We start from the raw sequence: 24,383 nt of genomic DNA, 5'->3' as shown, positions 1-24,383 counted from the left end.
GCTTTCTGCCGGCTGTTCTAACAGGCGTTGGGTGGTAGTCAGGGCGCGTTGTGTAGGGATTGTGGGGATGCGCTTGAGACTCTGTTGTTACCCCCGGATGTCGGCCATAACGACAGTCAAAACAACAAGAGACAGGTGCATTTATGCTCAATCCGCGAGACGTGAAAACCGTTCTGGATGCCAAGCGCATTGTCGAGGAACGGGGCCTCAGCCACATCAAGGTTGGGGTGTTTGATAACGATGGGGTGATGCGCGGCAAATACCTCAGCCGCAGCAAGTTCTTCTCTGCCCTCGACAGCGGCTTTGCCTTCTGCGATGTGGTGCTCGGCTGGGATGTGAAAGACCAGCTCTACGACAATGCTCAATACACCGGTTGGCACACCGGCTACCCGGACGCGCCGGTGCGGGTGCTGCCGCATACCTGTCGCGATTTGCCCTTCGAGAACGGCATGCTGCTGTTTATCTGCGAGTTTGCCGAGGCAGCCGAGAAGGTCTGCCCGCGTGGCACCCTGCGCCGGGTGATCGAGCGCTGCAAGGCCATGGGTTTTGATGCCTTTGCGGCGCTGGAATATGAATTCTTCATGTTCGATGAAACCCCGGAGTCGGCCCGTGAAAAGGGTTTTCGCAACCTCAAACCGTTTACGCCGGACTGGTTCGGCTACTCGATGATTCGCAACTCAGTACACGCCGAGCTGTACCACGAGATTCTCGAAATGGCCGAACGCATGGACTTTCCCATTGAGGGCCTGCACACCGAAACCGGCCCAGGCGTGTTGGAGGCGGCCATCGCCTATGACCGCGCCGCAGATGCCGCCGACAAGGGTGCGCTGTTCAAAACCTTTATGAAGGTGCTGGCCCAGCGCAACGGTCTGATGGCCACCTTTATGGCCAAGTGGTCGGGCAAGTATCCCGGGCAGAGCGGGCATATCCATGTGTCCCTGCGCGATTTGGCCAGCGGCAAGTCGGCGTTCTACGACCCCAGCCAGGCGCACAATATGAGCAAGATTCAGCGCCACTTCCTCGCCGGCCAGCAGCGTCTGATGCCGGAGTTTCTCTGCATGGTGGCGCCAACGCTGAACAGCTACCGCCGGCTGATTCCCGGCTTCTGGGCGCCCACCGATGCCACCTGGGGCGTGGAAAACCGTACCGCTGCGCTGCGGGTAATTCCCGGCAGCGACAAATCCCAACGCCAGGAATATCGCCTGGGTGCAGCCGATGGCAATCCGTTTCTGGCCCTGTCGGTGGCCCTCGGCTCTGGTCTGTATGGCGTGATGCAACAGTGGGAACCGACCGAGCCGGTGGTGGGTAATGCCTACGCGATGAAGCACCCCGAGGAGTTGGCTCTGCCGCGCACCCTATGGGATGCCGCGCAACGGCTGAAGGCCTCGACGGCGGCGCGCGAGTTGTTTGGCGATGAGTTTGTCGAGCACTTCGCCGCCAGCCGCGAGTGGGAAGAGCGCGAATACCGCCGGCATGTCAGCGACTGGGAACTGGATCGCTACTTCGAAATTATCTGATCGCTCCCCTCTACCGCTGGCGGGGGAGGGGCCGGGGGAGGGGGTGACGGTTTCCCCTCTCCCCAGCCCTCTCCCCGTAGGGGCGAGGGGGCCGAGCGCGCCCCGCGATGTATCGCGTGGACTACGCGTCCACCTATGGAGCCTGTTATGAGCAAACTGCAATGCATTTCACCCATCGATGGCTCGGTGTATGTCGAACGCCATCTGGCCTCCAATCCGGAAATTCAGGTGGCGCTGGTCAAGGCCGAGCTGGCGCAGCAGGCCTGGAAGAACACCCCGCTGGCCGAGCGCATCGCCATTGGACGCAAGGCGATTGCCGCCTTCGCCGCCAAGGAAACTCAACTGGCCGAAGAGCTGTGCTGGATGATGGGCCGGCCGATCCGCTATGCCGCAGGCGAAGTGCGCGGCTTTGTCGAGCGCGCCAGCTATATGGCCGATATCGCCGAACAGGCCCTGGCCGATATCCAGGTGCCGGAAAAACCCGGCTTTATCCGTTTTATCCGCCGCGAGCCTTTGGGCGTGGCGCTGGTGATCGCCCCCTGGAATTACCCCTATCTGACGGCCGTCAATGCGGTGATGCCGGCGCTGCTGGCCGGCAATGCGGTGCTGCTCAAGCATTCAGCGCAAACCCCGCTGTGCGCCGAGCGTATGGTCGAAGCCTTCAGCGAAGCCGGCTTGCCGGATGGGGTATTCCAGTATCTGCACCTGAGTCACGGCGAGACCGAGGCGTTGATTCAGGCACCGACCATTGCCCACGTCGCGTTCACCGGTTCGGTGCCGGGCGGCACCATGGTCGAACGGGTAGCGGTGGGGCGCTTTCTCAGCATCGGCCTGGAGCTGGGCGGCAAGGACCCGGCCTATGTGCGGGCCGACGCTGACCTGGCCCATGCGGTGGAAACCACCATTGATGGGGCGTTCTTCAACTCCGGGCAATCCTGCTGCGGCATTGAGCGCATCTATGTGCACGAATCGCTGTATGACACCTTCGTCGAGCAGGCGGTGGCGCTGGTTAAACAATACAAGCTGGGCCGCTCCGATGATCCGGACACCACCCTCGGTCCACTGGTGCGTGCCGAGGCGGCGGATTTCGTCCGTGGGCAGATCCACGACGCGATCGAGCAGGGCGCCACCGCGCATCTGGTGCCGGCCGACTTTGCCTTGGACCATCCCGGCTCACAGTACCTGGCGCCGCAGGTGCTGACCAATGTGCACCACGGCATGCGGGTGATGACTGAGGAATCCTTCGGCCCGGTGGTGGGCATCCAGAAGGTCAAGGATGACGAAGAAGCCCTGGCGCTGATGAACGACAGCGAGTTCGGCCTGACTGCCGCGATTTTCAGCCGTGATGTCGACGCGGCCATGGCCCTGGCCGACCGAGTCCAGGCAGGCACGGTGTTTCTCAACCGCTGTGATTACCTCGACCCGGCATTGGCCTGGACTGGGGTGAAGAACTCCGGGCGCGGCTGCACCCTGTCCAGCGTCGGCTTCGAGCACGTGACCCGGCCGAAATCCTTCCACTTCAAGACTCAGCTGTGAGGCGCGCCATGGACCTGAATTACTACCGCATGAACTGGAATTACCCGACCTCGGTGCGCGTCGGCGTTGGCCGTATCAGCGAATTGCCTGCGGCTTGCCGGCAACTGGGCATGAGCGCGCCGCTGCTGGTCACCGATCCTGGCCTGGCTGCCTTGCCGATGATCGACCGCGCGCTGTTGCACTGCCGTGATGATGGCCTCAAGGCTGGGTTGTTTAGCGGCATCAAGGGCAACCCCACTGGGCAGAACGTGATGGATGGGGTCGCCGCATTTAAAGCCGGCGGGCATGACGGTGTTATCGCCTTTGGCGGTGGCTCGGCGCTGGATGCCGGCAAGGCCATCGCCCTGATGGTCGGGCAGAATCGGCCGCTGTGGGATTTCGAGGACATCGGCGACAACTGCGAGCGCGTTAATGTCGCTGGCATGGCGCCGGTGGTGGCGGTGCCAACCACGGCCGGAACCGGTTCGGAGGTCGGTCGCGCCTCGGTGATCACCGATGATGCGGTGCATATCAAACGCATCATCTTTCACGCACGCATGCTGCCAGCCTTGGTGATTCTTGATCCGGAGCTAACACTTGGCTTGCCGGCCAAGATCACCGCCGCCACTGGGATGGACGCGCTGTCGCATAACCTGGAAGCCTTTTGTTCTCCGCTGTTTCACCCCATGGCCGAAGGTATCGCCCTGGAAGGTATGCGTCTGGTGCAGCAGTACCTACCGCGTGCCGTGGCGCAAGGTACGGATGTTGAGGCGCGTCTGCAGATGCTGGTGGCGTCGAGCATGGGCGCGACGGCATTTCAGCGCGGTCTCGGCGCCATGCATGCCCTGGCCCATCCGCTGGGCGCGCTGTACGACGCCCACCACGGCCTGCTCAACGCGGTGCTGATGCCCTATGTGCTGGTCGCCAACCGTGAGCGCATCGAACCGCAGATGGAGAAAATGGCGCGCTACCTGAACCTGGCCAAGCCTGGTTTCACTGGTGTGCTGGAGTGGGTAATGGCGCTGCGTGAACAGGTCGGCATCCCGCACAGCCTGGGCGAGATCGGTATTGATGACACGCGCATCGAGCAGGTCGGGCAGATGGCCGAGGTCGACCCCTCAGCCGGCACCAACCCGATTGCCTTTACCGCTGCGCAATACAGTCAGTTGTTCGAGAAAGCCCTGCGCGGCACCCTCTAAGCAGCCAGTCGTAGCCTGGATGCAATCCAGGGGGATGGATTTTCCCGGATTTCATCCGGGCTACAGAGCTGTAGTTTTCGATCTGGCAGGCCTTGGTTGCTTGGGGTGACCAAGGCCTGGCTGCGTTGTAGCGAACAGATACATGACCCGCCGGTTCTTCGCTTGCGCTGCCCGCGCGTGACTCCTTATAGTCCGCCGGCACTTTAGCGCCCGGCTTGCGTCAGCAGCGGCTGCAAGCAGGGCCTGTTACCGCAATGGTGAGAGGCCATGATCGAAATAAAAAACCTAACCAAGTGTTTTGCGCAACATACAGCCGTGGATGACCTGTCCTTCAGCGTCCAGCCCGGCGAAGTCCTCGGTTTTCTCGGCCCCAACGGCGCCGGTAAATCCACCACCATGAAGATGCTCACCGGCTTTCTCGCGCCGACGTCCGGCAGCGCCAGCATCCTCGGTTTCGATATCCAGAAAGACACCCTCAAAGCGCAGCAGCAGATCGGCTATCTGCCCGAAGGCGCGCCGTGCTACGGCGATATGACGGTGCGCAGCTTCCTCGAATTTATTGCCGAGGTGCGCGGGTTTAAGGGTGTTGAAAAGCGCGAGCGGGTCGCCAAGGCAGTGGCTCAGGTCGAGCTTGAGGCGGTGTTGGAGCAGAGCATCGAAACCCTGTCCAAGGGTTTCAAACGCCGCGTCGGCCTGGCCCAGGCAATTCTGCATGACCCCAAGGTGCTGATCCTCGACGAGCCCACCGACGGCCTCGACCCCAACCAGAAGCATCAGGTTCGCAAGCTGATCCAGAGCTTGGCCTATGACAAGATCGTGATCATCTCCACCCACATCCTCGAAGAAGTGTCTGCGGTTTGCACCCGCGCGGTGGTGATCGCCCACGGCAAGTTGCTGGCCGATGGCACGCCGCTGGAGCTGGAAAGCCGTTCGCGCTACCACCAGGCGGTCACCTTGGTCGCCGCAGAGCCGCTGGATCAGGCCGCACTGGCGGCCTTACCGGGCGTTGCCGGGGTGGAAGAAAACGCCCTGGAACACAGCCTGAGCATCCTGGCCAAACCGGGTGAGGTAATCTTCCCGCAGGTCAATGCGCTGATCGCCGCGCGCGGTTGGCAAGTCAAGGAGTTGAATGTCGAACGCGGTCGGCTGGACGAAGTGTTCCGCAGCCTGACCCGGGGGGAGAGCGTATGACCAAGCTGTCGGTGATCTTCAAGCGCGAGCTGGCGAGCTACTTCGCCACGCCGCTGGCTTACGTATTTATCCTGATCTTTCTGGTGCTGTCCGGGGTGTTCACCTTCTACCTCGGTGGTTTTTTTGAGAGCGGCCAGGCCAACCTCGCGCCGTTCTTCAACTTCCACCCCTGGTTGTATCTGTTTCTGGTGCCGGCGATTGCCATGCGCCTGTGGGCCGAGGAGCGCAAGAGCGGCACCATCGAGCTGCTGATGACCCTGCCGATCACCCGTTTCGATGCGGTCACCGGCAAGTTCCTCGCCGCCTGGGCCTTTGCTGGCCTGGCGCTGCTGCTGACCTTCCCGATGATCATCACCGTCAACTACCTGGGTGAGCCGGACAACGGCGCGATTATCACCGGCTATATCGGCAGCTGGCTGCTGGCGGGGGCTTACCTGGCGATTGGCTCGTGCATGTCGGCCTTGGCGAAGAACCAGGTGATTGCCTTCATTCTGTCGGTCAGCGTGTGCTTCCTGTTTATCGTCAGCGGCTTCCCCATGGTGCTCGACGGTTTCAGTGGCTGGGCGCCGCAATGGCTGGTGGATGCCGTGGCGTCCTTGAGCTTCCTGACCCGCTTCGATGCGATCAGCAAGGGCGTGATCGACCTGCGCGACCTGCTGTACTTCCTCACCCTGATCGCCGCCTGGTTGGCTGCGACGGCGGTGGTTATCGACCTGAAGAAAGCTGACTGAGGCCGCCCATGAAAAAGCTGATGGTTTCCAGCGCCGGGCTTGCACTCATTGCCCTGGCGTTTCTCGCCTTCAACCTGTTCTCCAGCGTCAGCCTTAGCGGCGTGCGGCTGGATCTGACTGAGCAGAAGCTCTACACCCTCTCCAGCGGCACCGAGCAGATTCTTGCCGAGCTGGATGAGCCGGTGGAGCTGAACTTCTTCTACTCCGACACTGCAACCAAGGATCTGCCAGCGCTGCGCACTTACGCCAAGCGCGTCGAGGAAATGCTCAAGGCTTATCAGCGTGAGGCGGGCGACAAGCTCAAGCTGAATATCATCGACCCCGCGCCGTTCTCCGAGGACGAAGACAAAGCCGCCGAATTCGGCCTGCAGGGCATTCCACTGCAGCAGGGCGGCGACTCGATCTACTTCGGTCTGGCTGGTAAGAATGCCGAAGGTCTGACTCAGGTGATCCCGTTTTTTGCTCTGGATCAGGAGGAGTTCCTCGAATACGAACTCAGCCGCCTGGTGCAAAGCCTGGCTAAGCCCGAGCGTCCGGTGGTCGGTGTGCTGTCTGGCCTGCAGGTCAACGGCGGCTTCGATATGGCGGCGCGTCAGCCGACCCCGGCCTGGATGCTGATCGAGGAAATTCGTCAGCTGTTCCAGATCGAAAGCCTCAAACGTGACGTTGATTTGATCCCGGAAAAAGTCTCGGTGTTGCTGCTGATCCATCCCAAGCAGTTGCCCGAGCAAACCCTGTACGCCATCGACCAGTTCGTCCTGCGCGGCGGCAAACTGCTGACCTTTGTGGACCCGTTCAGCGAGGCCGATACTCAAGCCGATATGCCTGGTGAGATGGTGGTCGACAAGGCCTCTGACCTGCCAGAGCTGTTTAAGGCCTGGGGCCTGCGTATGGTGCCGGATCAAGTGCTCGGTGATGGCTCCTATGCCATGTCAGTTGGTATGGGCCAGGGGCAACGTCCGGTGCGCCATGCTGCCTGGCTGAGCCTGCCGAAGAATGCGTTGGACAAGGACGACATCAGTACCGCCTCGCTGGAAACTATGACGGTGGCCACTGCTGGCATCCTGGAGCCGCTGGAAGGCGCGAAAACCACCTTCACCCCGCTGATTCGCAGCTCGCAGTACGCCATGCCGTTTGATGCCAAGCGCTTCGGCATGCTGAGCAACCCGGAAGAGCTGATCCGTGAACTGCAACCCACCGGCGAGCGCTACACCCTGGCCGCGCGCATCAGTGGTCCGGCGCAGTCGGCCTTCCCTGATGGCATTGAGGGGCAGAAAGATGGCCTCAAACAGGCCGACACTATCAACGTGATCGTCGTGGCTGACACTGACATGCTCACCGACCGCATGTGGGTACAGGTGCAGGACTTCTTTGGCCAGCGCATCCCGCAGCCCTGGGCGGATAACGCCGGTTTTGCGATCAACGCCCTGGACAACCTGGCCGGGTCCGAAGCGCTGATCAGCGTGCGTTCGCGCGGTCGCTTTACCCGTCCGTTCGAGGTGGTGGACGCCATACAGCGTGAGGCCGAGGTCAAGTTCCGCGAGAAGGAACAGGCTCTGCAAACGCAACTGGCCGATACCGAGCAGAAGCTCGCGGCCCTGCAGCAGAGCGAGGACCCGAGCAAAGCCCTGGAGCTGACGCCTGAGCAGCAGGCCGCAGTGCAGCAGTTTGTGCAGCAGAAGCTGGCGATCCGCAAGGAACTGCGCGACGTGCGCTATCAACTGAATGCCGATATCGAGGCCCTGGGCCGCACGCTCAAGTTCCTCAATATCGCCCTGGTGCCGCTGGTGCTGACCCTCGGCGTGCTGGCGCTGTGGCTGTGGCGCCGGCGCAAGCACGGCTGATCCCGCCTGTACCTGCAAAGGGCCGCTTGATGCGGCCCTTTGCTTTATTGGCTGTTTGAGATGGAGTATGTGGGAGGGGGCTTAAGCCGCGATAACACGATTAAAAACTCGCCGCTAACGCGCGCCGCCTACAGATATCTCTCGGGCTACTTTCAGCATTGCTATGTGAAGGCCCAAAGAAGTTCGGGGTAATGTTCCTGGGCCATTGCCAGCAACATCTTTTTCATCAATCTTCCCCATTCCTTTGGATGTGCCAGCACCTAGCTACTGATTAAGTGGGAAATCGCTATCAAGCGTTTGAATTGGCGCGCCTTACAACGCCCCAAACACCTTCTTCGCCAAACTGGTCGCCGCACCGGCAGGGTTCTGGCGGATGCTGGCTTCCTGCTCGGCGATCATGGTGAACAGGCCGTCCAGCGCCTGCTCAGTCACATAGTTCTCGATATTCGCGCTTTTCGCGTCGATCACGCCGAAGCTCGCGGCTTGGCCGGCGAAGCTGTTGTATTGCTTGGCCAGGCCGACCTGGTCGGTGGCTTGTTTGACGATGGGCAGGAACTTGGCGCGGATCTGTTCGCGGCTGGTTTTGTTCAGGTACTGGGTGGCGGAATCGTTCGGGCCGGCGAGGATGCTTTTGGCGTCCTGCACGGTCATCTTCTTCACCGAGTCCACCAGCAACGCCTGGGCTTGCGGTACGGCGGCTTCGGCGGCTTTGTTCATGCTCGCTTCGAGCTGATCAACCTGCGCGCCCATGCCCATCATCTTCATGGTCTTTGCGGCTTTGCCGAGGTTGCCCGGCAGTTCGATGCGCACGTTTGGGTTGTTGCTGAAGCCGCCGGGTTTGCCCAGTTGCTGCACGGCCACTTTGGCGCCTTGGGTGAGGGCGTCCTTGAGGCCGCCGCTGGCGTCGCTTTGCGAGAGGTCGGCCAGCGACAGGGCGAAGGCGCTGCTGGAGAGGGCGAGGCCGGCGGCCAGGGAAAGCAAACGAAGCATGGTGGGCATCCTTGTGCAATGGAGGGGCAGTTGCTGGAGCTTAACGGACTGGCGCGCCGAGGCAAATCTGCATTGGTACTCGCCTGGCGCAGCTGCAGGGCCTGGGCCAGTATTTAGCCGCAGGGTGAGACAACGGTTTAGGCGGAGAGCGGCCATGCGTGGTTACCGGATGATGGGCGGGTGTGTGCTGGCTGCGCTGTGGCTCTGCGCGGTCAGCCCTGTGGCGCAGGCCAGTTTGTTTGACTGGATGTCGACGCAGCTCAATGAGGCCGAAGAGGCCGAGGTGGATAACCTGGTGCTGCCGGTGCCGGAGGATTGGATCGGCGACTTCGATGGTATGCGCGAGCGCCGCTTGGTGCGGGTGTTGGTGCCGTACAGCAAGACCTTCTTTATGGTCGATCGCGGCCGCCAGCAGGGCATCAGCTATGAGTTGGGCAGGGCGCTGGAGGCGTGGCTTAACGCCAGGTATCCGTATGCGCAGAAGTCGCTGCGCTGGCAGGTGATGTTTATTCCGGTGGCGCGCAATGAGCTGATGCCCAGGTTGCTCAGCGGCGGTGGCGATATCGCCGCCGGCGGCCTGACGATTACCGAGGGGCGGCTGCAAACCTTGGATTTTGCCGCGCCGTTCTCCAGCAATATCCGTGAGGCGGTGATTACCGGGCCGTCCAGTGCCGCGCTGAGCACGCTGGAGGATCTCGCCGGGCAGGAGGTGACGGTGCGCGCCTCCAGCAGTTATTTCGAGCACCTGGTCGCGATCAACCGGCAGTTCAAGGCGCGCGGCTTGAAGCCGATCAAGATCATCGCAGCGGATGAGAACCTGGAGTCCGAGGATCTGCTGGAAATGCTCAATGCTGGGCTGCTCAATGCCATTGTGGTCGACCGCTATATCGCCGAGGCCTGGAGCCCGCTGTATAGCAAGCTGCAGATTCATGATGAGTTTTATATCCATGAAGGCGCGGAGTTTGCCTGGGCGATCCGCAAGAGCAGCCCATTGCTCAAGCAGGAGCTGGCGGCTTTTGTGAGCAAACACAAGGCCGGTACGGCGTTTGGCAACAGCCTGCGCAACAAGTATGTGAAGAACAGCAAGCGCGTGTTGAATGCCGCCAGCGAGGCGGAGCTGAAGAAATTCAATGAGCTGGTCGGGTTGTTCGAGAAGCATGCCGGCACCTATGAGTTCGACTATCTGATGCTGATGGCGCAGGGGTATCAGGAGTCGCAGCTCAATCAGGCGGCGCGCAGCCCTCGTGGCGCGGTGGGCATCATGCAGTTGCTGCCGACTACGGCGGCAGACCCGATGGTGGGCATCAGGGGTATCGACAAGAGTGCTGACAAGAATATCGAGGCGGGCAGCAAGTACATGCGCCTGCTGGCCGACAAGTACCTGGACGACCCCGAACTGACGCCGATGAACAAGACCCTGCTGAGCTTTGCCGCCTACAACGCCGGGCCCGGCAACCTGCGCAAGTTTCGCCGCCTGGCGGAGAAGTCAGGGCTGGATCAGAACGTCTGGTTCGGCAATGTCGAACACTCGGCCGCGCGGGTGGTCGGCCGCGAGACGGTCGATTATGTTGGCAATATCTACAAGTACTACGTGGCCTACAAACTGGCCGAGGCGAAAAACCGTACGCGCCGGGTGCTGACGCACAAGGCTGAGCACTAGCCGAGCGGCCTTGCTGGAAGTTAAGCGCCACGGCCCGGCGCTTATTCATCTATAACTCACTGCATGCGTCTGACGTATTCAGCTTCAGCGCGCGTACGCAAATTGCTTAGGCAGTGGCGTATTTGCAGTACCTGATCTTGCTGGTGGAACTAGGAGCGGTTCGTAAGCAGTTCTGGTAGTCCCTCTGAGCGTCCTTTCCAAGCAGGAGTAATCGCATGGCTTTTGTCCCCGTTCGGCTGTCGCAGCGTTTGACCCTGGGTTGCATCGTCCTTCTGATTCTGACCGCGCTGGCGGTGTTTGCCGTGATGGCCCTGCGTGGCCAGCCGCGTGTGGTGGCGGCCAGTGGCGAGCTGATCGAGCAGACCGGCAGCGCCATCGTGCGCCAGCTGGCGTTGCAGTTGGCGCGCATTGAAGGGGTGACGGCCAGCCTGGCGCATCTGGCCGAAGTGCTGCCGCGTGAAGAGCCGCTGTACCTCAACAGCCTGCCCAATCTGATCGACAGTCAAGGTGATAAGGCGATTGCCGGCGGTGGTGTGTGGCCGGAGCCAAATGCTTTTAGCGAGGGCGCGGCGCGGCGCAGTTTCTTCTGGGCGCGCGGCGCGGATGGCCGCCTGGCTTATTCCGACGACTACAACGCCGCCGATGGTCCCGGTTACCACAACGATGCCTGGTACACCGGCGCGCGCAGCAGCAAGGCAGGACGATGCTTGTGGTCAGAGGCTTATCAGGATGTGTTCACTGGCGTACCGATGGTCACCTGCAGCGTGCCTTACCAGCTTGCCGGGCGCTTTGCCGGCGTCGCCACCCTGGATCTGCTGCTGGACGATCTGGCGCGCTTTCTCACCGAGCAGGGCAAGGTCACCGATGGTTACGCCTTCGCCCTCGATCAGGCCGGTAACGTGCTGCATTTCCCCGGTATAACCGGGGGTAAGGGCAGTGCGATGCTCAAGTTTGCCGACCTGGCACAGCAGCACAGTTGGCTCAAGCCGGTGCAGGCGGCGCTGACCAGCAGCAGCTCAGGGGCGATTCGTAACCTTGATCTGCAACAGGATGAACAGCTCAAGCAGGCCAGCCGCGTCAGCCTGTTTGTGATGCCCGACACCGGCTGGGTCATCGGCCTGGTCACCCCGCAGGAGCGGGTTACCGGCCTGGCGCGGGCGCTGACCTGGGAGATTCTGCTGTTCCTCCTGCCACTGCTGGCGGTGTTGCTGGCGCTGGCCTGGTTGGCGGGGCGCAAGCTGATCGGCCAACTGGAAGAAACCACCGCGCAGATTGACTCCTTGGGCCGGGGTTCGGCCAGCCGCGATGTTGAACTGAGTGTGGAGCGTGAGGATGAAATCGGCGCACTGCGCCACGCGGTCAATCGCTATGCCGGACAGTTGCGCACCATGCTCCAGCGGATCGCCGAAGAAGCCGACCATCTGCAGGCCGAAGCCGCGCAACTGGGCGGCCTCAGCAGCACCCTGGCCGGGCGCGCCGAGCAGCAGCGCCAAGAGAACACCCAGCTGGCGGCGGCGATTACCGAGATGTCGTCGAGTGCCCAGGAAGTGGCGCAGAACACCAACGACTGCGCCAATACTGCGCAGAGTTCACTGCTGGTGGTGCAGCAGGGGCAGCAGAAGGTGGCCTCCAACAGCTCGGCAATTCAGGCGCTGTCGGCGGAAATGGCCGGTGCGGCCATGGTGATCAGTCGGCTGGAGAAAGACAGCCAGCAGGTCGGCGCGGTGCTGGATGTGATCAAGGCGATTTCCGAACAGACCAACCTGCTGGCGCTGAATGCCGCCATCGAGGCTGCGCGGGCCGGTGAGCAGGGCCGTGGTTTTGCCGTGGTGGCCGATGAGGTGCGCACCCTGGCGGGTAAAACCCAGGCCTCGGCCAATGAGATCAGCACCATGATCAGCGCGCTGCAGCAGGCCTCACGCCAGGCGGTGCAGGCGATGCAAGCCGGCGAGGCGCGTACCGAACACGCGGTGGTCGAGGCCGAAGGCGCGGCGACGGCGCTGTCCAGTACGGTGCAGAGCTTCGATGATATTTCCCAGCGCGCCCAGCAGATCGCTGTGGCGGCGCAGCAGCAAAGCCATGTGACTCAGGAGATCAACGAACTGGCGGTGCGCATCCACAGCATCAGCGAAGAAAACGCCCGCGATGCCCAGGCACTGGATCAGGTCAGCAGCGCCATGCAGGCGTTGTCGTCACGCCTGACCGGGTTAAGTCGCGGCTAGCAGCCAGCTTCGTAGCCCGGATGCAATCCGGGAGCGGACATGCAGGGCGCTAGGCTTCCCCTGGTTGCATCCGGGCTACAGGTTGTTAGGCGTTTAAGCGCTGCAGCTCGCGGCGCACCATCTGCGCGTAGGCGGCGGGTTTTAGGGCGTACAACTCGGCAGCAACCCAGCTAAGCCAGCGGGCGCCAAGTTCGGCCTTGGCTGTCAACAGGCGCTGCGCTTCAACTTCGGCGCGGGCCTGGTTGGCCTGGTGAAACTCGGCGCGCGATGGTTTGCTGCTTGGGTCGTTGTCTGGGGGCATGGCGTTCGCAGGACTTGGGGCTGTGTAGGGAGGATCGGGTCGCAGGACGTAGGAGCGGGCCATGCCCGCGATGACCACGCTAGGCATATGCCTTATTCGCGGCCATGGGCCGCTCCTACAGATTCCGTAGAGCCATGACCAGGCCGGTTTATACCGGCTCGGCGACATCCGCGTTGCGATCCATGGCCACCTGGCGAATCGACAGGCGAATCTCCGCCGGCAGCACGCGCTTGGCGGCGCCTTCGGCCAGTTCGCTGAGCAGCGGGTGGTGGCTGAGTTTGCCGGCTTCGTCCTGACGCAGCACGCCATGCTCCAGCAGGCTCTGGATAAAGTGGCGGAACAGGCTCTTGTCGAAGAACTCCGGGGCGTTGAGGCCATGCAGGATCGACAGGCGCTGGGCCATCACGGTGCAGAGGTCTTCCAGCTCTTCGGCGCTGATGGCGTTCTGCCCGGCATTCAGCAGCAGGGCAGTGGCCATATAGAAGCGCTGCAGGGTCTGCACGATGGCGCGGGCCAGCAGGGTGAGCAGGACGAACTCGCGCGAGCTTGGCGCCGGGCGCACGTACATGTCGCCATCGAGCTTGAGCAGGCCCTGTTCAACGAAGGCGGCCAGCCATTGATCGACCACACCGTCCAGCTCATCCAGGTTCCAGCGGATAAACAGCTCGGCTTGCAGGTAGGGGTAGAGCGCGCGGGTAAAGCGCAGGATCTGCTCGCGGCTCATCCGTGAACTGCTCTGGAAGAAGCTCGCCAGCAGCGCCGGCAGGGCGAAGATGTGCAGCACGTTGTTGCGGTAGTAGGTCATCAGAACGGCGTTGTGCTCGTCCAGATAGAGGATCTTGCCGAGGGCATCCTTCTGTTCGGCGAGCAGGTTCATCTTCTGCACGTATTCGATCAGCGCCTGGCCGTTGCCGTCCGGCAAGGTGGTGTGTGGCGAGTAGGGCACGCTGCGCAGCAGGGCCAGATAGAGGTCGAGCACCCGCGACAGGGCGCGGTCATCCAGCGCCAATTTGCTGGTGGAGAGCAGCGCCAGGGCCACCAGGTTGACCGGGTTGATCGCCGCCGCCTCGTTGAGGTGCTGGGCTACCCGCTCGCCGAGGTTGTTGGTGGCTTCATTGAGCCAGGCCGGGCGGTACTGGGTGCCGTAATCCTGCGTGCGCCAATCGGGTTGCTCGCTGTCGAGGAATTCCGCCAGTTTGATCGGCTCGCCGAAGTTGACCCAGACATGGCCAAAGCGCTGCTTGAGCGCGCCGATGACCTTGAAGATGTCGAAGATCGACTCTTTCTTCTTGCTCGCGCCGCGCAGCTCGCCGAGGTAGGTGCGGCCTTCCAGCACACGCTCGTAGCCGATATACACCGGCACGAACACCACCGGCAGGCGGTTGCTGCGCAAAAAGCTGCGCATGGTGATGGCCAGCATGCCGGTTTTCGGTTGCAGCATGCGCCCGGTGCGCGAGCGGCCGCCTTCGACGAAGTACTCGACCGGGAAGCCCTTGCTGAACAGGGTGTGCAGGTATTCGTTGAACACCGCGGTGTACAGCGGGTTGCCCTTGAAGGTGCGGCGCATAAAGAACGCGCCGCCACGCCGTAGCAGGCCGCCGATCACCGGCATATTCAGGTTGATGCCGGCGGCGATATGCGGCGGCGTCAGGCCATTGCGAAACAGCAGGTAGGACAGCAGCAGGTAGTCGATATGGCTGCGGTGGCAGGGCACATAGATCACCTCGTGGCCCTGGGCGACTTCCTGCACGCCCTCGATATGGTTGACCTTGATGCCGTCGTAGATCTTGTTCCAGAACCAGCTCAGCACCAGCTCGAGGAAGCGAATGGCGGTATAGGTGTAGTCCGAGGCGATCTCGTTGCCATAGCGCAGGGCCTGACTTTCGGCCTTCTCCAGGCTGATGTTCTCGCGCTCGGCTTCTTCGATGATCGCCTGACGCACCTGCGGGCCGTGCACCAGGCCTTTGACCAGGTTGCGCCGGTGCGACACGTCCGGGCCGATTACCGCGGCCTTCTGATTACGGAAGTGCACGCGCAGGATGCGCTGGACCATGCGCAGGGTGCGCTCGTGGCCTTTGTCCTGTTCGACCAGCTCGCGCAGATGAATCGGCGTGGAGAACTGCACGCGGGTCTTGCGCCCGAGAATCAGGATGCTGATCAGGCGGCGCAGACGCCCGGTAACTGCCCAGCTGTCGGCGAACAGCAGCTTCCACGGGCTGGTTTCACGGTCCGGTGATTGGCCCCAGAACACGCTGACCGGAATGATCTGCGCATCGTCCACCGCATGCTGGCTCAGCGCGCTGACCAGGCGTTGCAGGGTGGGCGAGATGCCGCGTTTGTCCTGCCGGCCGAGCCAGTCGGGCTCAGGCGTCAGGTAGAAGAAGGCGGCAGGCTCCAGCAACTCACCCACGGCCACCGGCAGCACCGGGCGCGGCAGGCCGGCCTTGCGGCACTCGGTATCGACCACGGCCAGGTCACTCAGCGACGGCTGCTGCAGCACGTAGAACACCGGCTTGCTGCGGTCGAGCTTGAGGGTAAAGGCGGACTGGTTAATGGTTTCCGAGCGCACCCAGAGGTACAGCACGCGGCGCAGGGTGCCAAAAACGAGACGGCGGAACGGAGATCGGGTCATACGGAGTCTGCAGGCTTGAAAACGAGCATTTGCTCGGGGGGCGTAGTGTGCCGGATCGCTTGGCTGGCGGCAAAAATCTTCTAGGGTTTAGCCCGCGCGGAATTCTTTTTAAGGGTTATCTGTAACAGCCGCCTGTCGGCCTCGTCTATTGGGTCGAGGCAGCCAATCGGCCGCTACTGTGAACCACCATTGGAGCGTTGCCATGAACCATCTGAACACTGTTGTTGCATCCCTGGGCGCGGTACTGCTGAGCAGCGCCGCATTTAGCGTGCAGGCCGCGAGCAACCCGTTTGCCGCGCAGGAGCTGAGCAGCGGCTACAGCCTGGCAGCGGGCGAAAAATCCGCCGAAGGCAGCTGTGGCGAAGGCAAATGCGGCGGCGAAATGAAGAAAGCCGAGGGTGAAGGTAAGTGCGGTGGCGAAGCCAAGGCCGAAGGCGAGGGCAAATGCGGTGAAGGCAAGTGCGGCGCCGACAAGAAAGCCGAGTAACAGACTGAGTACAGGGGCAGAGTATGCAGATGGATTTCGTTAACGGTGCCGGGCTGGGCCTGCGGCGCGGCCTGCTGGGTGCGCTGCAGGACTGCAGCGCAGGCGAGGTGGACTTCCTCGAGCTGGCGCCGGAGAACTGGATCGGTGTCGGCGGGCGCCTGGGCAAGCAATTGCGTGCCCTGAGCGAACGCCTACCGCTGCTCTGCCATGGCCTGTCCCTCAACCTCGGTGGTTTTGCCCCGCTGGATATTGAGCTGCTTAAGGCCATCAAGGGCTTTCTTGATCTGCATGGCGTGCGCGGTTACAGCGAGCACCTGTCGGCCTGTGCCGACCATGGCCAGCTGTATGACCTGATGCCGCTGCCGTTTTCCGAGGAGTCGGTGCTGCGCATTGCCGAGCGCGTGCGTATCGTGCAGGACGTGCTGGAACGACCGCTGATTATCGAGAACGTCTCGGCCTACGCACAGTTGCCGGGCGAGCTGGATGAAGCGGCGTTTGTCCGCGCGGTGCTGGATGAGGCCGACTGCCAGCTGTTGCTGGACGTGAATAACGTCTTCGTTAACAGCATCAATTTCAACTTCGCTGCGCCGGCCTATATCGCGGCCATGCCCAGTGCGCGCATCGCCTATCTGCATGTGGCCGGGCATTACGATGAGGCCCATGATCTGAAAATCGACACCCACGGCGCCCCGGTGATCGACCCGGTCTGGGCGCTGCTGGAACAGGCCTACGCCGTGCACGGCGTGCGCCCGACCTTGCTGGAACGCGACTTCAACTTCCCGCCGATTGCCGAGTTGTATGCCGAGGTGGCGCAGATTCGTCAGCTGCAAACGGCAGCGGCACCGTTACGGAGTTACGGCACATGAGTGGCGTCGAAGCGCAGCGCGCGTTTGCCGCGCGGATTCGCCAACCGGCAGAGCAGCCGCTGCTCGATGGTATTAGTGCCGAGCGTATGGCGGTGTACGAAGAGCTGTTCTTCAACAATATCGAAGGCTTTATCAGCGGCGCCTTCCCCGTGCTGCAGCGGCTGATCGAGGCCAGTCGCTGGCAGCGCCTGGTGCGCAGTTTTATCGCCGAGCATCAGGCGCGCACGCCGTATTTTCTGCAGATCAGTCAGGAGTTTCTCGCCTGGTTGCAGCAGGGCTATGTCGCCGAGGCGGGTGATCCGCCGTTTATTCTGGAGCTGGCGCATTACGAGTGGGTCGAGTTGGCGCTGGACGTCAGCGAAGCCGAGCTGCCCACACAGGGCTGGTCGCCACTGGCCTGGCCGCTGGCCTATCAGTGGCCGGTGCAGCGTATTGGTGGCGACTTCCAGCCGGCAACGCCGCCGGACGAGCCTACCTGCTTGCTGGTCTGGCGCGATGGGCAGGACAGGGTGCGCTTTATGCAGCTCAGCCCATTCGCCTATCAACTGGCGGCGCGCCTGCAGACCGGTGAGCCTGCTAAGCACGCCCTGCTGGAGCTGGCGCAGCAACATGGGCTAAGCGCCGACAACGCTTATTTCAACAATGCCAAAACCCTGCTGGATGACTGGCAACGCCAGGGCATCTGGCGCCCTTAACCCCTCGCAGTACCTGACCCTCGGCGCCACGCGCCGGCTTGTGGAGATTCACCATGCTGAGCTTTTTCAATCGTCTCCAGGATGCCCTGGACGCTACTCGCCGCCTCGATTTTATTGGCCCGTTGCTGCTGCGCCTGTATCTGGTGCCGGTGTTCTGGATGGCGGGCATGCACAAGCTGGCCGATATCGATGCCACCGCCGCCTGGTTTGGCAACCCTGACTGGGGGCTGGGTTTGCCATTCCCCGAGCTGCTGGCCTGGGCGGCGGCCCTGACTGAGGCGGGCGGGGCGCTGCTGCTGTTGTTTGGCCTGGCGGTACGCTGGGTGAGTATTCCGTTGATCGTCACCATGCTGGTGGCGATCTTCGCCGTGCACCTGCCCTACGGCTGGCAGGCGATTGCCGATGCCAGCGCGCCGTTCGCCAATGAGCGGGTGTTGGATTCGGTGGACAAGCTTGCGCGCGCGCGCGAGCTGCTCAAGGAACATGGCAATTACGACTGGCTGACCAGCAGCGGCAAGCTGGTGGTGCTGAACAACGGCATCGAGTTTGCCGCCACCTACCTGGTGATGCTGGTGACGCTGTTTTTCAGTGGCGCCGGGCGTTGGTTAAGCCTGGACTATTGGTTTAACCGGGCATTGCGTCAGCAGCCTTGAGTCGAATATGGCCCGCCGCTGCAAGGGCGGTGGGCCGCTGGAAGCGCCGGTCTAGAGCGATTTTCACTGCTTATAGGTAAAGGAAGTAAAAAGTTCCGCTGTCATCAAATATTTATATATCAGCAACTGCCCTGAAATATCCCGTCGCCAAGATTCCCTCCAGCACGAACGAGCCCAGACGCTCGGGTGTTTTCAACACTTAAAGACCATTAGGGGAATCTTCGATGATCCGTAAGCACAGCTTTCGTGGAGTAGTGGCCGGCTTCGCAACCAGCGCTCTGGCACTGGCCGTTTCCACCCAGGCTTTCGCAGGTACTGTTACCACTGACGGTACCGATATCGTTATCAAGACCAAGGGCGGTCTGGAAGTCGCTACCACCGATAAGCAATACAGCTTCAAGCTGGGTGGCCGTATCCAGGCTGACTTCGATTCGTTCGACGGTTTCTATACCACCAACAACGAGACCGGTAATGAGGCGTACCTGCGTCGCGCCCAGCTGGAGTTCGGTGGTAACTACAAGGACTGGAAATACCAGATGAACGTCGACTTCGGTGATAACCGCAGCGGCAGCAACAAGTTCGACGAAGCCTCCATCACTTACACCGGTTTTGCCCCGGTTAATATCCGCATCGGTCGTTTCGACCCGGACTTCAGCCTGGAAAAGGCCACCAGCTCCAAGTGGGTTACCGCTATTGAGCGTTCGGCAATTCTGGATCTGGCATCGTGGACCACCGACCACGAAGGCGGCATGGGTATTCAGGTTAACGGCACCACTGCCGGGATGTTCTATGGCTCTGCCAGCGTGCAGCAGCAGGACTCCAGCAACAGCCTCGAAGATGAGAACGGCAAGGACGTCAACAGCTTCTTCGTTCGTGGCGTGTTCGCGCCAATTGTCAGCGAGAACCAAGTACTGCACTTCGGTCTTGACTATGCCAAACGCAGTTACGGCAACGAGCGTGACGGCACCCGTTTCAACGGTGCCATCACCTCGCGTCTGGGTGTGCGTGGTCTAACCGAGAACGCCACCAACGTAAACTCGGGCGCACTGAGCCTGGGTAACAGCGATGCTGCCGGCTTCGAGGACGATGCGGTAGTGGGGCTCGAGTTCGCGTATATGACCGGCCCGTTCTCCGTGCAGAGTGAATACCTCAAGCGCAACCTGGGTGGCTATGCGGCTAACGGTGATCGCGAAGCTACCGGCTATAACGTACAGCTGGCTTACACCCTGACGGGTGAGTCGCGCATCTACAAACTGGACGGTGCCAAGTTTGACTCCATCAAGCCGAGCAACAAGCAAACCGGCGCTTGGGAAGTCTTCTACCGTTACGACAACCTGAATGTGCAGGACGATGACATCATGGCCACTGTGGGCGGTGTCACCATCGACGAAACCGAAGCTAAGGTGCATACCTTGGGTGTCAACTGGTACGTCAACGAGGCGGTCAAGGTATCGGCCAACTACCTGATGACTTCGACTGACAATGACACCGTCAAGTTGCAGCCAGGTCGTTTTGCTGCCGGCGACACCGATGATAGTGGCAATGCTATCTCCATACGTGCCCAGTACGTCTTCTAATAAGCTGTAACTTCGTTTTCGCTGCTCCTTTGATAGCCCCGCCTTGTGCGGGGCTTTTTTATGGCGCTGTACCAAAACTGTGTTGCAGGCTGCTTTTGTAGGGTGGGTTAGTGGCGCTGAGGCTCGTGATGGGCGGCATCACGCAATTCGGGCGCCGCGTAACCCACCATTGCGGTTTGCCGGTAGACCGCCATGGTGGGTTACGGCGCGTTGAAAGTCGGTGGTGTTTGCCTGATCCCGGTTCGCGCCTAACCCACCCTACGTTTTACCGCGATTCATGCACCGTATAGCTGTTCGGGATGACTCAGCAGAACGCGCACGATCCAACTGCCCGGACGAGCCCTGCGTGGTGCGCACGCTGCACGCGGCCCATGGCATGCAATAGGTAATAAACAGGTACAGAGCGTTTTTATGAGCATACGACTGTGGTCGAGGGGGCTGTCGCGCGAGCGCTATCAGCAGTTTCGCGGTGCGCTGGTAATTGTGGCTCTATACATCGAAGGTTTTAGAGCAACTATCAGGGGCCGAGCGACTGCCACTGCGGTAAGGCGTTGGTCTGTCGGCGCAAAAGCCGCCGCCACTGGTCGCGATAGAACAGACTGAGCGTGGCACCTGAGCGCCTGTGTTTAGGCAATCCAGAACGCGCGTTAGGAGAGACCGGCACCCCCTAGCCACAAGGTATGCGCTGCACGTCGAGTGCAGTGCCCTGCGCATAGCTGCTCTTGCCGGCTTGTGCCCCGATACGCTACGCCATTCAGGCCAAGCGGACGCTGCTCATCATTGATCGCACTGTGCGACTGACCAGCTTGCCGAGAAATTGCCGCAACCTTGTTTGGTGCCCAATAGGGGCAAGGTTATTTCAGGGCACAGCCGTGGGCATGGAATAAGAGGGCGTGTTATCGGAGCGGGGGATTGTGCTGCAGGAGTGGCTGTGAAGGCTTGGCAGCGGATTGCCCGCTGCCAAGTTGGCCAGCATCAGCTGGCGGGGGTGATGCCGTAGTTCTGCTGGAACTGTTTGATCAGTGACTCCGGCTTCTTTTCTTCTTTTTGCATCAAGTAGATCACGCGCTCGCCCTTCGGGCCGCTGGCGATCTCGGTGTGACGAAAGATCGGTTCGCCGATATTGTTCAGGTCGATCATGTCGCCGTAACGCTGGCCGACGAAGATCATGCCGTCCTGGCGGATTTCACCATAGAACTTACTGGCTGGTGGCATGTTTTGGCGCAGGAAGCGGTAGGCGGAAACGTCATCCAGCTTTTTCTCGGCATCGTCAGCGCGCAGGGCCAGAACAATTTCCTGGCCGTACTTGTCCTTCTCGCCCAGGTCTTTGATGACCGGTGCATTGCCGCTGACTAGAAAGTCGCGATAGACCTTGTAGTCATCGAACAGGAACAGCTTCTCCTCGGTACGCACCTGGTACCAGTCTTCGTTGTTCAGGCTGGCTTCAGCCTTTGCAGCAGGGGCCGTCGAATAGCTGCTGCATGCGCTGATGCAGGCTGCGAGCAAGGCAATGGATAAAGGTTTAATGGTTGTTTTGGCGGACATCGAATTCCCTCCCTAGGAAGTTGGCAAGAGAGTTTCGCCGTGCTTGGTTACAGAGTGATGACCATTTCGTATCGATTGGCGCGGGTCTGTAGCAGGTATCTCCGGCTGTCTGGCCACCGAGCTTTGCAGCTATAGTGCCGCCTTAGCCACCGCACTGAGCAGCCGAGATTGCTGACCCGCCTGAATGCCATCCATGAAATTGCCGCCAGTCAGTGGGATGCTCTGCTGACTGATGCGCAGCCTTTCTTGCGCCATGCTTTTCTCTCGGCGCTGGAGGACAGTGGCAGTGTTGGCGGGCGCAGTGGCTGGCAGCCGGCCCATGCGGCTCTACTCGGCGAGCAAGGCCAACTGCTGGCGGCCATGCCGGGCTACGTGAAAAGCCATTCCTATGGTGAGTACGTGTTCGATCACGGCTGGGCGGATGCCTGCCACCGCGCCGGCATCGACTATTACCCCAAGCTGCTTGGCGCGATTCCCTTTTCGCCTGTCACGGGTCAGCGCCTGCTGGGTGAGCCACTGGCCGCCGGGCAACTGCTCGATGGCCTGAGCGCTGGCCTGGAACAACAAGGTCTGTCGAGCCTGCATATCAACTTCACCACCGAGGCCGAGAATGACCTGCTGCAGGGCCGCGACGGTTGGTTGCAGCGCCTGGGGTGCCAGTTTCACTGGCGCAACCGCAGCTATCGGGACTTTCAGGATTTTCTCGATGCACTCAGTTCGCGCAAGCGCAAGCAGATGCGCAAAGAGCGCGAGCAAGTGGCGGGGCTGGGCATCGAATTTGACTGGCGTGAGGGCCATCAGCTCAGTGAGCTGGAGTGGGATTTCGTCTACCTGTGTTACGCCAACACTTACCGCGTGCGCGGCCAGTCACCCTACCTGACGCGCGCCTTCTTCAGCCTGCTGGCCGAGCGCATGCCCGAGATGATCCGCGTGGTACTCGCCCATCAGGTCGGTAGACCGCTGGCCATGGCCTTTAGCCTGGTCGGCGGCGACAGCCTGTATGGGCGCTACTGGGGTTGCCTGGCAGAGTTCGACCGGCTGCACTTCGAGACCTGCTTCTATCAGGGCATGGACTTTGCCATCGGCGCTGGCCTGCAACGCTTCGACGCCGGCGCCCAGGGCGAGCACAAACTGATTCGCGGCTTCGAGCCCGTTATCACCCACTCCTGGCACTACCTCCGCCACCCCGGTCTGCGTGCGGCCGTGGCGAACTTCCTTTCCGAGGAACAACACGGCATCCGCGTTTATGCAGAGCAGGCCCGCGAGCTGTTGCCGTACCGCCAGAGCTGAGTTTTCTCGCGGCCATGGGCCGCTCCTACAGAAACAGCGTGTTGTCAGTCTATCCTCGACGTAGGAGCGGGCCATGCCCGCGAGCTTCTTAAGGAGAGCGCTTATGGATGAGCGTTACAGCTACCGAAAACCGGGGCACGCAGCATTACGCAATGGCCGTGCATCTATCTGCAATACGACTTATCTGATCACTACAACAACTGAGAATCGCGAACCGTTGTTTCTCCACTTTCCTGCGGCCTGCGCCGCCGCGCGCTGTTTTGAAGACGCCGCCTTGCTCAGACGTAGCCGCATGCTGGCCTGGGTGTTAATGCCGGATCATGTGCACTGGTTGCTTCAGCTTGGAGAGACCGACAACCTCGGTGATGTGGTGAGTCGGCTCAAGTCCGCCAGCTCCCGCCACAGCAATCGGACCCTAAGTAGAACGGGCCCGCTCTGGTCGAAAGCTTTTCATGATCACGCCCTGCGCGAAGAGCAAGACTTGCAAGCCGTCGCCCGTTACATCGTGGCCAATCCTTTGCGGGCAGGCCTGGTCAAGCGGCTTGGGGATTATCCGTTCTGGAATGCCATCTGGTTTTGATCCGGTCCCGCGTTGGTGGTGTATCCACGTTTTCTCGCGGCCATGGGCCGCTCCTACGGATAGTGCGCATATCTCTTATGCGCAGTTTAGCGGGGCGGCAACTACGCTCAGAGCATGTCCGCTGCTGCGCGAGGTGTGTCGTGAGTGCATTTGCCCTGATCGAGGAGTTCTGGCTGCTGCCGGGCGTGGCGGTCAATCTGACCCTGTTTCTGAATATGCTCGGCGCGCTGTTGCTCGGCCTGCTGGTCGGTTATGAACGTTCATACCATGGCCGGGCGGCGGGCATGCGCACCTATGGCATGGTCTGCATGGCCTCCTGTGCACTGACGGTGTTGTGCGTATACCCGCAGCACTGGTTGGGTGATCACTCATTGGCCAGTGTCGACCCGACGCGGGTGATTCAGGGCGTGGTCACCGGTATCGGTTTTCTTGGCGCTGGGCTGATCATGAAAGACGGCATGAGCATCAGCGGCCTGACTACCGCAGCGTCGATCTGGGCCTCTTCGGCGATTGGCGTGCTGGTGGGCGTGGGCTTTTATGGCGCGGCGGTGCTGCTTAGTCTGATTTCCGCCGGGTTGATGATGTGGGGCGCCAAGCTGGAGGCGCGCCTGCCGTCGCGCCCGGCGATTGCCATTGTGCTGCGTTTCGCCCCCGGTTTTGTCCGCCCGCATGAGGCACGCTTGCGTGAGATTGCCCGTGCGCGCGGCTATGTGATTGCCGGTGGCTCATTCACCGTGAGCTTTGACCAGGGCCAGCTGGAATGGCGCTTTGTCGCCGTGGCGGTGGACGGGCAGAAGAGTGCGCGGATCAGCGATATGGCCGATGAGCTGGCGCAGCTGGAAGGTGTAGCGAAGTTTCAGATGGCCCATGCGCGCAACTGAGCTTCGC

The 24,383-nt window shown here is 61.3% G+C and carries 20 protein-coding genes and 1 pseudogene; 17 read left to right on the top strand and 4 right to left on the bottom strand.

Annotated features, from left to right (window positions below):
* Nucleotides 1–143: 143 nt before the first annotated feature.
* The 6 genes from Q8M42_RS06720 to Q8M42_RS06695 all read left to right on the top strand — a co-directional run bounded on the left by Q8M42_RS06720 (nt 144) and on the right by Q8M42_RS06695 (nt 7,997).
* Complete coding sequence (locus Q8M42_RS06720) at nt 144–1,517, top strand: glutamine synthetase family protein (protein ID WP_304866424.1); 1,374 nt, start codon at nt 144–146, stop codon at nt 1,515–1,517.
* A 147-nt stretch (nt 1,518–1,664) separates the two neighbouring features.
* Entirely contained in the window at nt 1,665–3,053 is a 1,389-nt protein-coding gene (locus Q8M42_RS06715; RefSeq protein ID WP_304866422.1) for an aldehyde dehydrogenase family protein, read from the top strand.
* 8 nt (nt 3,054–3,061) lie between these two features.
* Nucleotides 3,062–4,231 carry an iron-containing alcohol dehydrogenase gene (locus tag Q8M42_RS06710; RefSeq protein ID WP_304866419.1) on the top strand — a complete coding sequence of 390 codons (1,170 nt, stop codon included), beginning with the start codon at nt 3,062–3,064 and terminating at the stop codon, nt 4,229–4,231.
* A 267-nt stretch (nt 4,232–4,498) separates the two neighbouring features.
* The gene (locus tag Q8M42_RS06705) at nt 4,499–5,422 is read left to right on the top strand and encodes an ABC transporter ATP-binding protein (RefSeq protein ID WP_304866415.1); all 924 of its coding nucleotides are present in this window, start codon (nt 4,499–4,501) and stop codon (nt 5,420–5,422) included.
* Entirely contained in the window at nt 5,419–6,153 is a 735-nt protein-coding gene (locus Q8M42_RS06700) for an ABC transporter permease subunit (protein ID WP_304866412.1), read from the top strand. Before Q8M42_RS06705 ends, Q8M42_RS06700 begins: the two co-directional genes overlap by 4 nt.
* Nucleotides 6,154–6,161: 8 nt before the next feature.
* Nucleotides 6,162–7,997, top strand: coding sequence for a Gldg family protein (locus Q8M42_RS06695; RefSeq protein WP_304866409.1), 1,836 nt, complete (start codon nt 6,162–6,164; stop codon nt 7,995–7,997).
* A 312-nt stretch (nt 7,998–8,309) separates the two neighbouring features.
* Here the strand turns inward: Q8M42_RS06695 and Q8M42_RS06690 are convergent, their stop codons facing one another.
* A complete protein-coding gene (locus Q8M42_RS06690) occupies nt 8,310–8,987 on the bottom strand; it encodes a DUF4197 domain-containing protein (protein ID WP_304866406.1) in 678 nt (225 codons plus the stop codon).
* 154 nt (nt 8,988–9,141) lie between these two features.
* Between Q8M42_RS06690 and Q8M42_RS06685 the strand changes: the two genes are divergently transcribed.
* The 3 genes and pseudogenes from Q8M42_RS06685 (at nt 9,142) to Q8M42_RS20925 (ending at nt 12,869) form a co-directional block, all read left to right on the top strand.
* On the top strand, nt 9,142–10,647 hold the full coding sequence (locus Q8M42_RS06685; RefSeq protein WP_370692707.1) for a transporter substrate-binding domain-containing protein: 1,506 nt from the start codon (nt 9,142–9,144) through the stop codon (nt 10,645–10,647).
* Between the two features lie 215 nt (nt 10,648–10,862).
* Nucleotides 10,863–11,753: pseudogene (locus Q8M42_RS20930) on the top strand (cache domain-containing protein); the annotation flags it as partial.
* Nucleotides 11,739–12,869: a methyl-accepting chemotaxis protein gene (locus Q8M42_RS20925; RefSeq protein ID WP_370692708.1), complete on the top strand. Its 1,131-nt coding sequence runs from the start codon at nt 11,739–11,741 to the stop codon at nt 12,867–12,869. The pseudogene Q8M42_RS20930 and the gene Q8M42_RS20925, both read left to right, overlap by 15 nt.
* 85 nt (nt 12,870–12,954) lie before the next feature.
* Here Q8M42_RS20925 and Q8M42_RS06675 read toward each other — a convergent pair whose 3' ends face one another.
* Nucleotides 12,955–13,170: a hypothetical protein gene (locus Q8M42_RS06675; RefSeq protein WP_304866400.1), complete on the bottom strand. Its 216-nt coding sequence runs from the start codon at nt 13,168–13,170 to the stop codon at nt 12,955–12,957.
* Between the two features lie 148 nt (nt 13,171–13,318).
* On the bottom strand, nt 13,319–15,802 hold the full coding sequence (plsB, locus tag Q8M42_RS06670) for a glycerol-3-phosphate 1-O-acyltransferase PlsB (RefSeq protein WP_304866398.1): 2,484 nt from the start codon (nt 15,800–15,802) through the stop codon (nt 13,319–13,321).
* Between the two features lie 202 nt (nt 15,803–16,004).
* Between plsB and Q8M42_RS06665 the strand changes: the two genes are divergently transcribed.
* From Q8M42_RS06665 to Q8M42_RS06645, 5 genes are all read left to right on the top strand, one after another.
* Complete coding sequence (locus Q8M42_RS06665) at nt 16,005–16,289, top strand: hypothetical protein (protein ID WP_304866395.1); 285 nt, start codon at nt 16,005–16,007, stop codon at nt 16,287–16,289.
* Nucleotides 16,290–16,312: 23 nt separating this feature from the next.
* Nucleotides 16,313–17,155: a DUF692 domain-containing protein gene (locus tag Q8M42_RS06660; RefSeq protein WP_304866392.1), complete on the top strand. Its 843-nt coding sequence runs from the start codon at nt 16,313–16,315 to the stop codon at nt 17,153–17,155.
* Nucleotides 17,152–17,850, top strand: a complete 699-nt coding sequence (locus Q8M42_RS06655) for a DUF2063 domain-containing protein (protein WP_304866390.1) — start codon at nt 17,152–17,154, stop codon at nt 17,848–17,850. The genes Q8M42_RS06660 and Q8M42_RS06655 overlap by 4 nt, the downstream gene beginning before the upstream one ends.
* A 53-nt stretch (nt 17,851–17,903) precedes the next feature.
* Nucleotides 17,904–18,503, top strand: a complete 600-nt coding sequence (locus Q8M42_RS06650; RefSeq protein ID WP_304866387.1) for a DoxX family protein — start codon at nt 17,904–17,906, stop codon at nt 18,501–18,503.
* A gap of 224 nt (nt 18,504–18,727) precedes the next feature.
* A complete protein-coding gene (locus tag Q8M42_RS06645) occupies nt 18,728–20,080 on the top strand; it encodes an OprO/OprP family phosphate-selective porin (RefSeq protein WP_304866384.1) in 1,353 nt (450 codons plus the stop codon).
* A 975-nt stretch (nt 20,081–21,055) separates the two neighbouring features.
* On the opposite strand, the gene Q8M42_RS06640 is transcribed toward Q8M42_RS06645, so the two are convergent.
* Complete coding sequence (locus Q8M42_RS06640; RefSeq protein WP_304882677.1) at nt 21,056–21,625, bottom strand: hypothetical protein; 570 nt, start codon at nt 21,623–21,625, stop codon at nt 21,056–21,058.
* A 168-nt stretch (nt 21,626–21,793) separates the two neighbouring features.
* Between Q8M42_RS06640 and Q8M42_RS06635 the strand changes: the two genes are divergently transcribed.
* From Q8M42_RS06635 to Q8M42_RS06625, 3 genes are all read left to right on the top strand, one after another.
* On the top strand, nt 21,794–22,915 hold the full coding sequence (locus Q8M42_RS06635; RefSeq protein ID WP_304882675.1) for a GNAT family N-acetyltransferase: 1,122 nt from the start codon (nt 21,794–21,796) through the stop codon (nt 22,913–22,915).
* A gap of 103 nt (nt 22,916–23,018) precedes the next feature.
* Complete coding sequence (locus tag Q8M42_RS06630) at nt 23,019–23,495, top strand: transposase (protein ID WP_304882673.1); 477 nt, start codon at nt 23,019–23,021, stop codon at nt 23,493–23,495.
* Nucleotides 23,496–23,635: 140 nt separating this feature from the next.
* Nucleotides 23,636–24,376: an MgtC/SapB family protein gene (locus Q8M42_RS06625; RefSeq protein ID WP_304882671.1), complete on the top strand. Its 741-nt coding sequence runs from the start codon at nt 23,636–23,638 to the stop codon at nt 24,374–24,376.
* Nucleotides 24,377–24,383 lie beyond the last annotated feature (7 nt).

It is taken from the genome of Pseudomonas sp., assembly GCF_030684895.1.
Taxonomy (GTDB): Bacteria; Pseudomonadota; Gammaproteobacteria; order Pseudomonadales; family Pseudomonadaceae; genus Aquipseudomonas.
The sequence above is the reverse complement of the archived record's forward strand: the minus strand, read 5'-3'. Positions and strand labels throughout refer to the sequence as shown.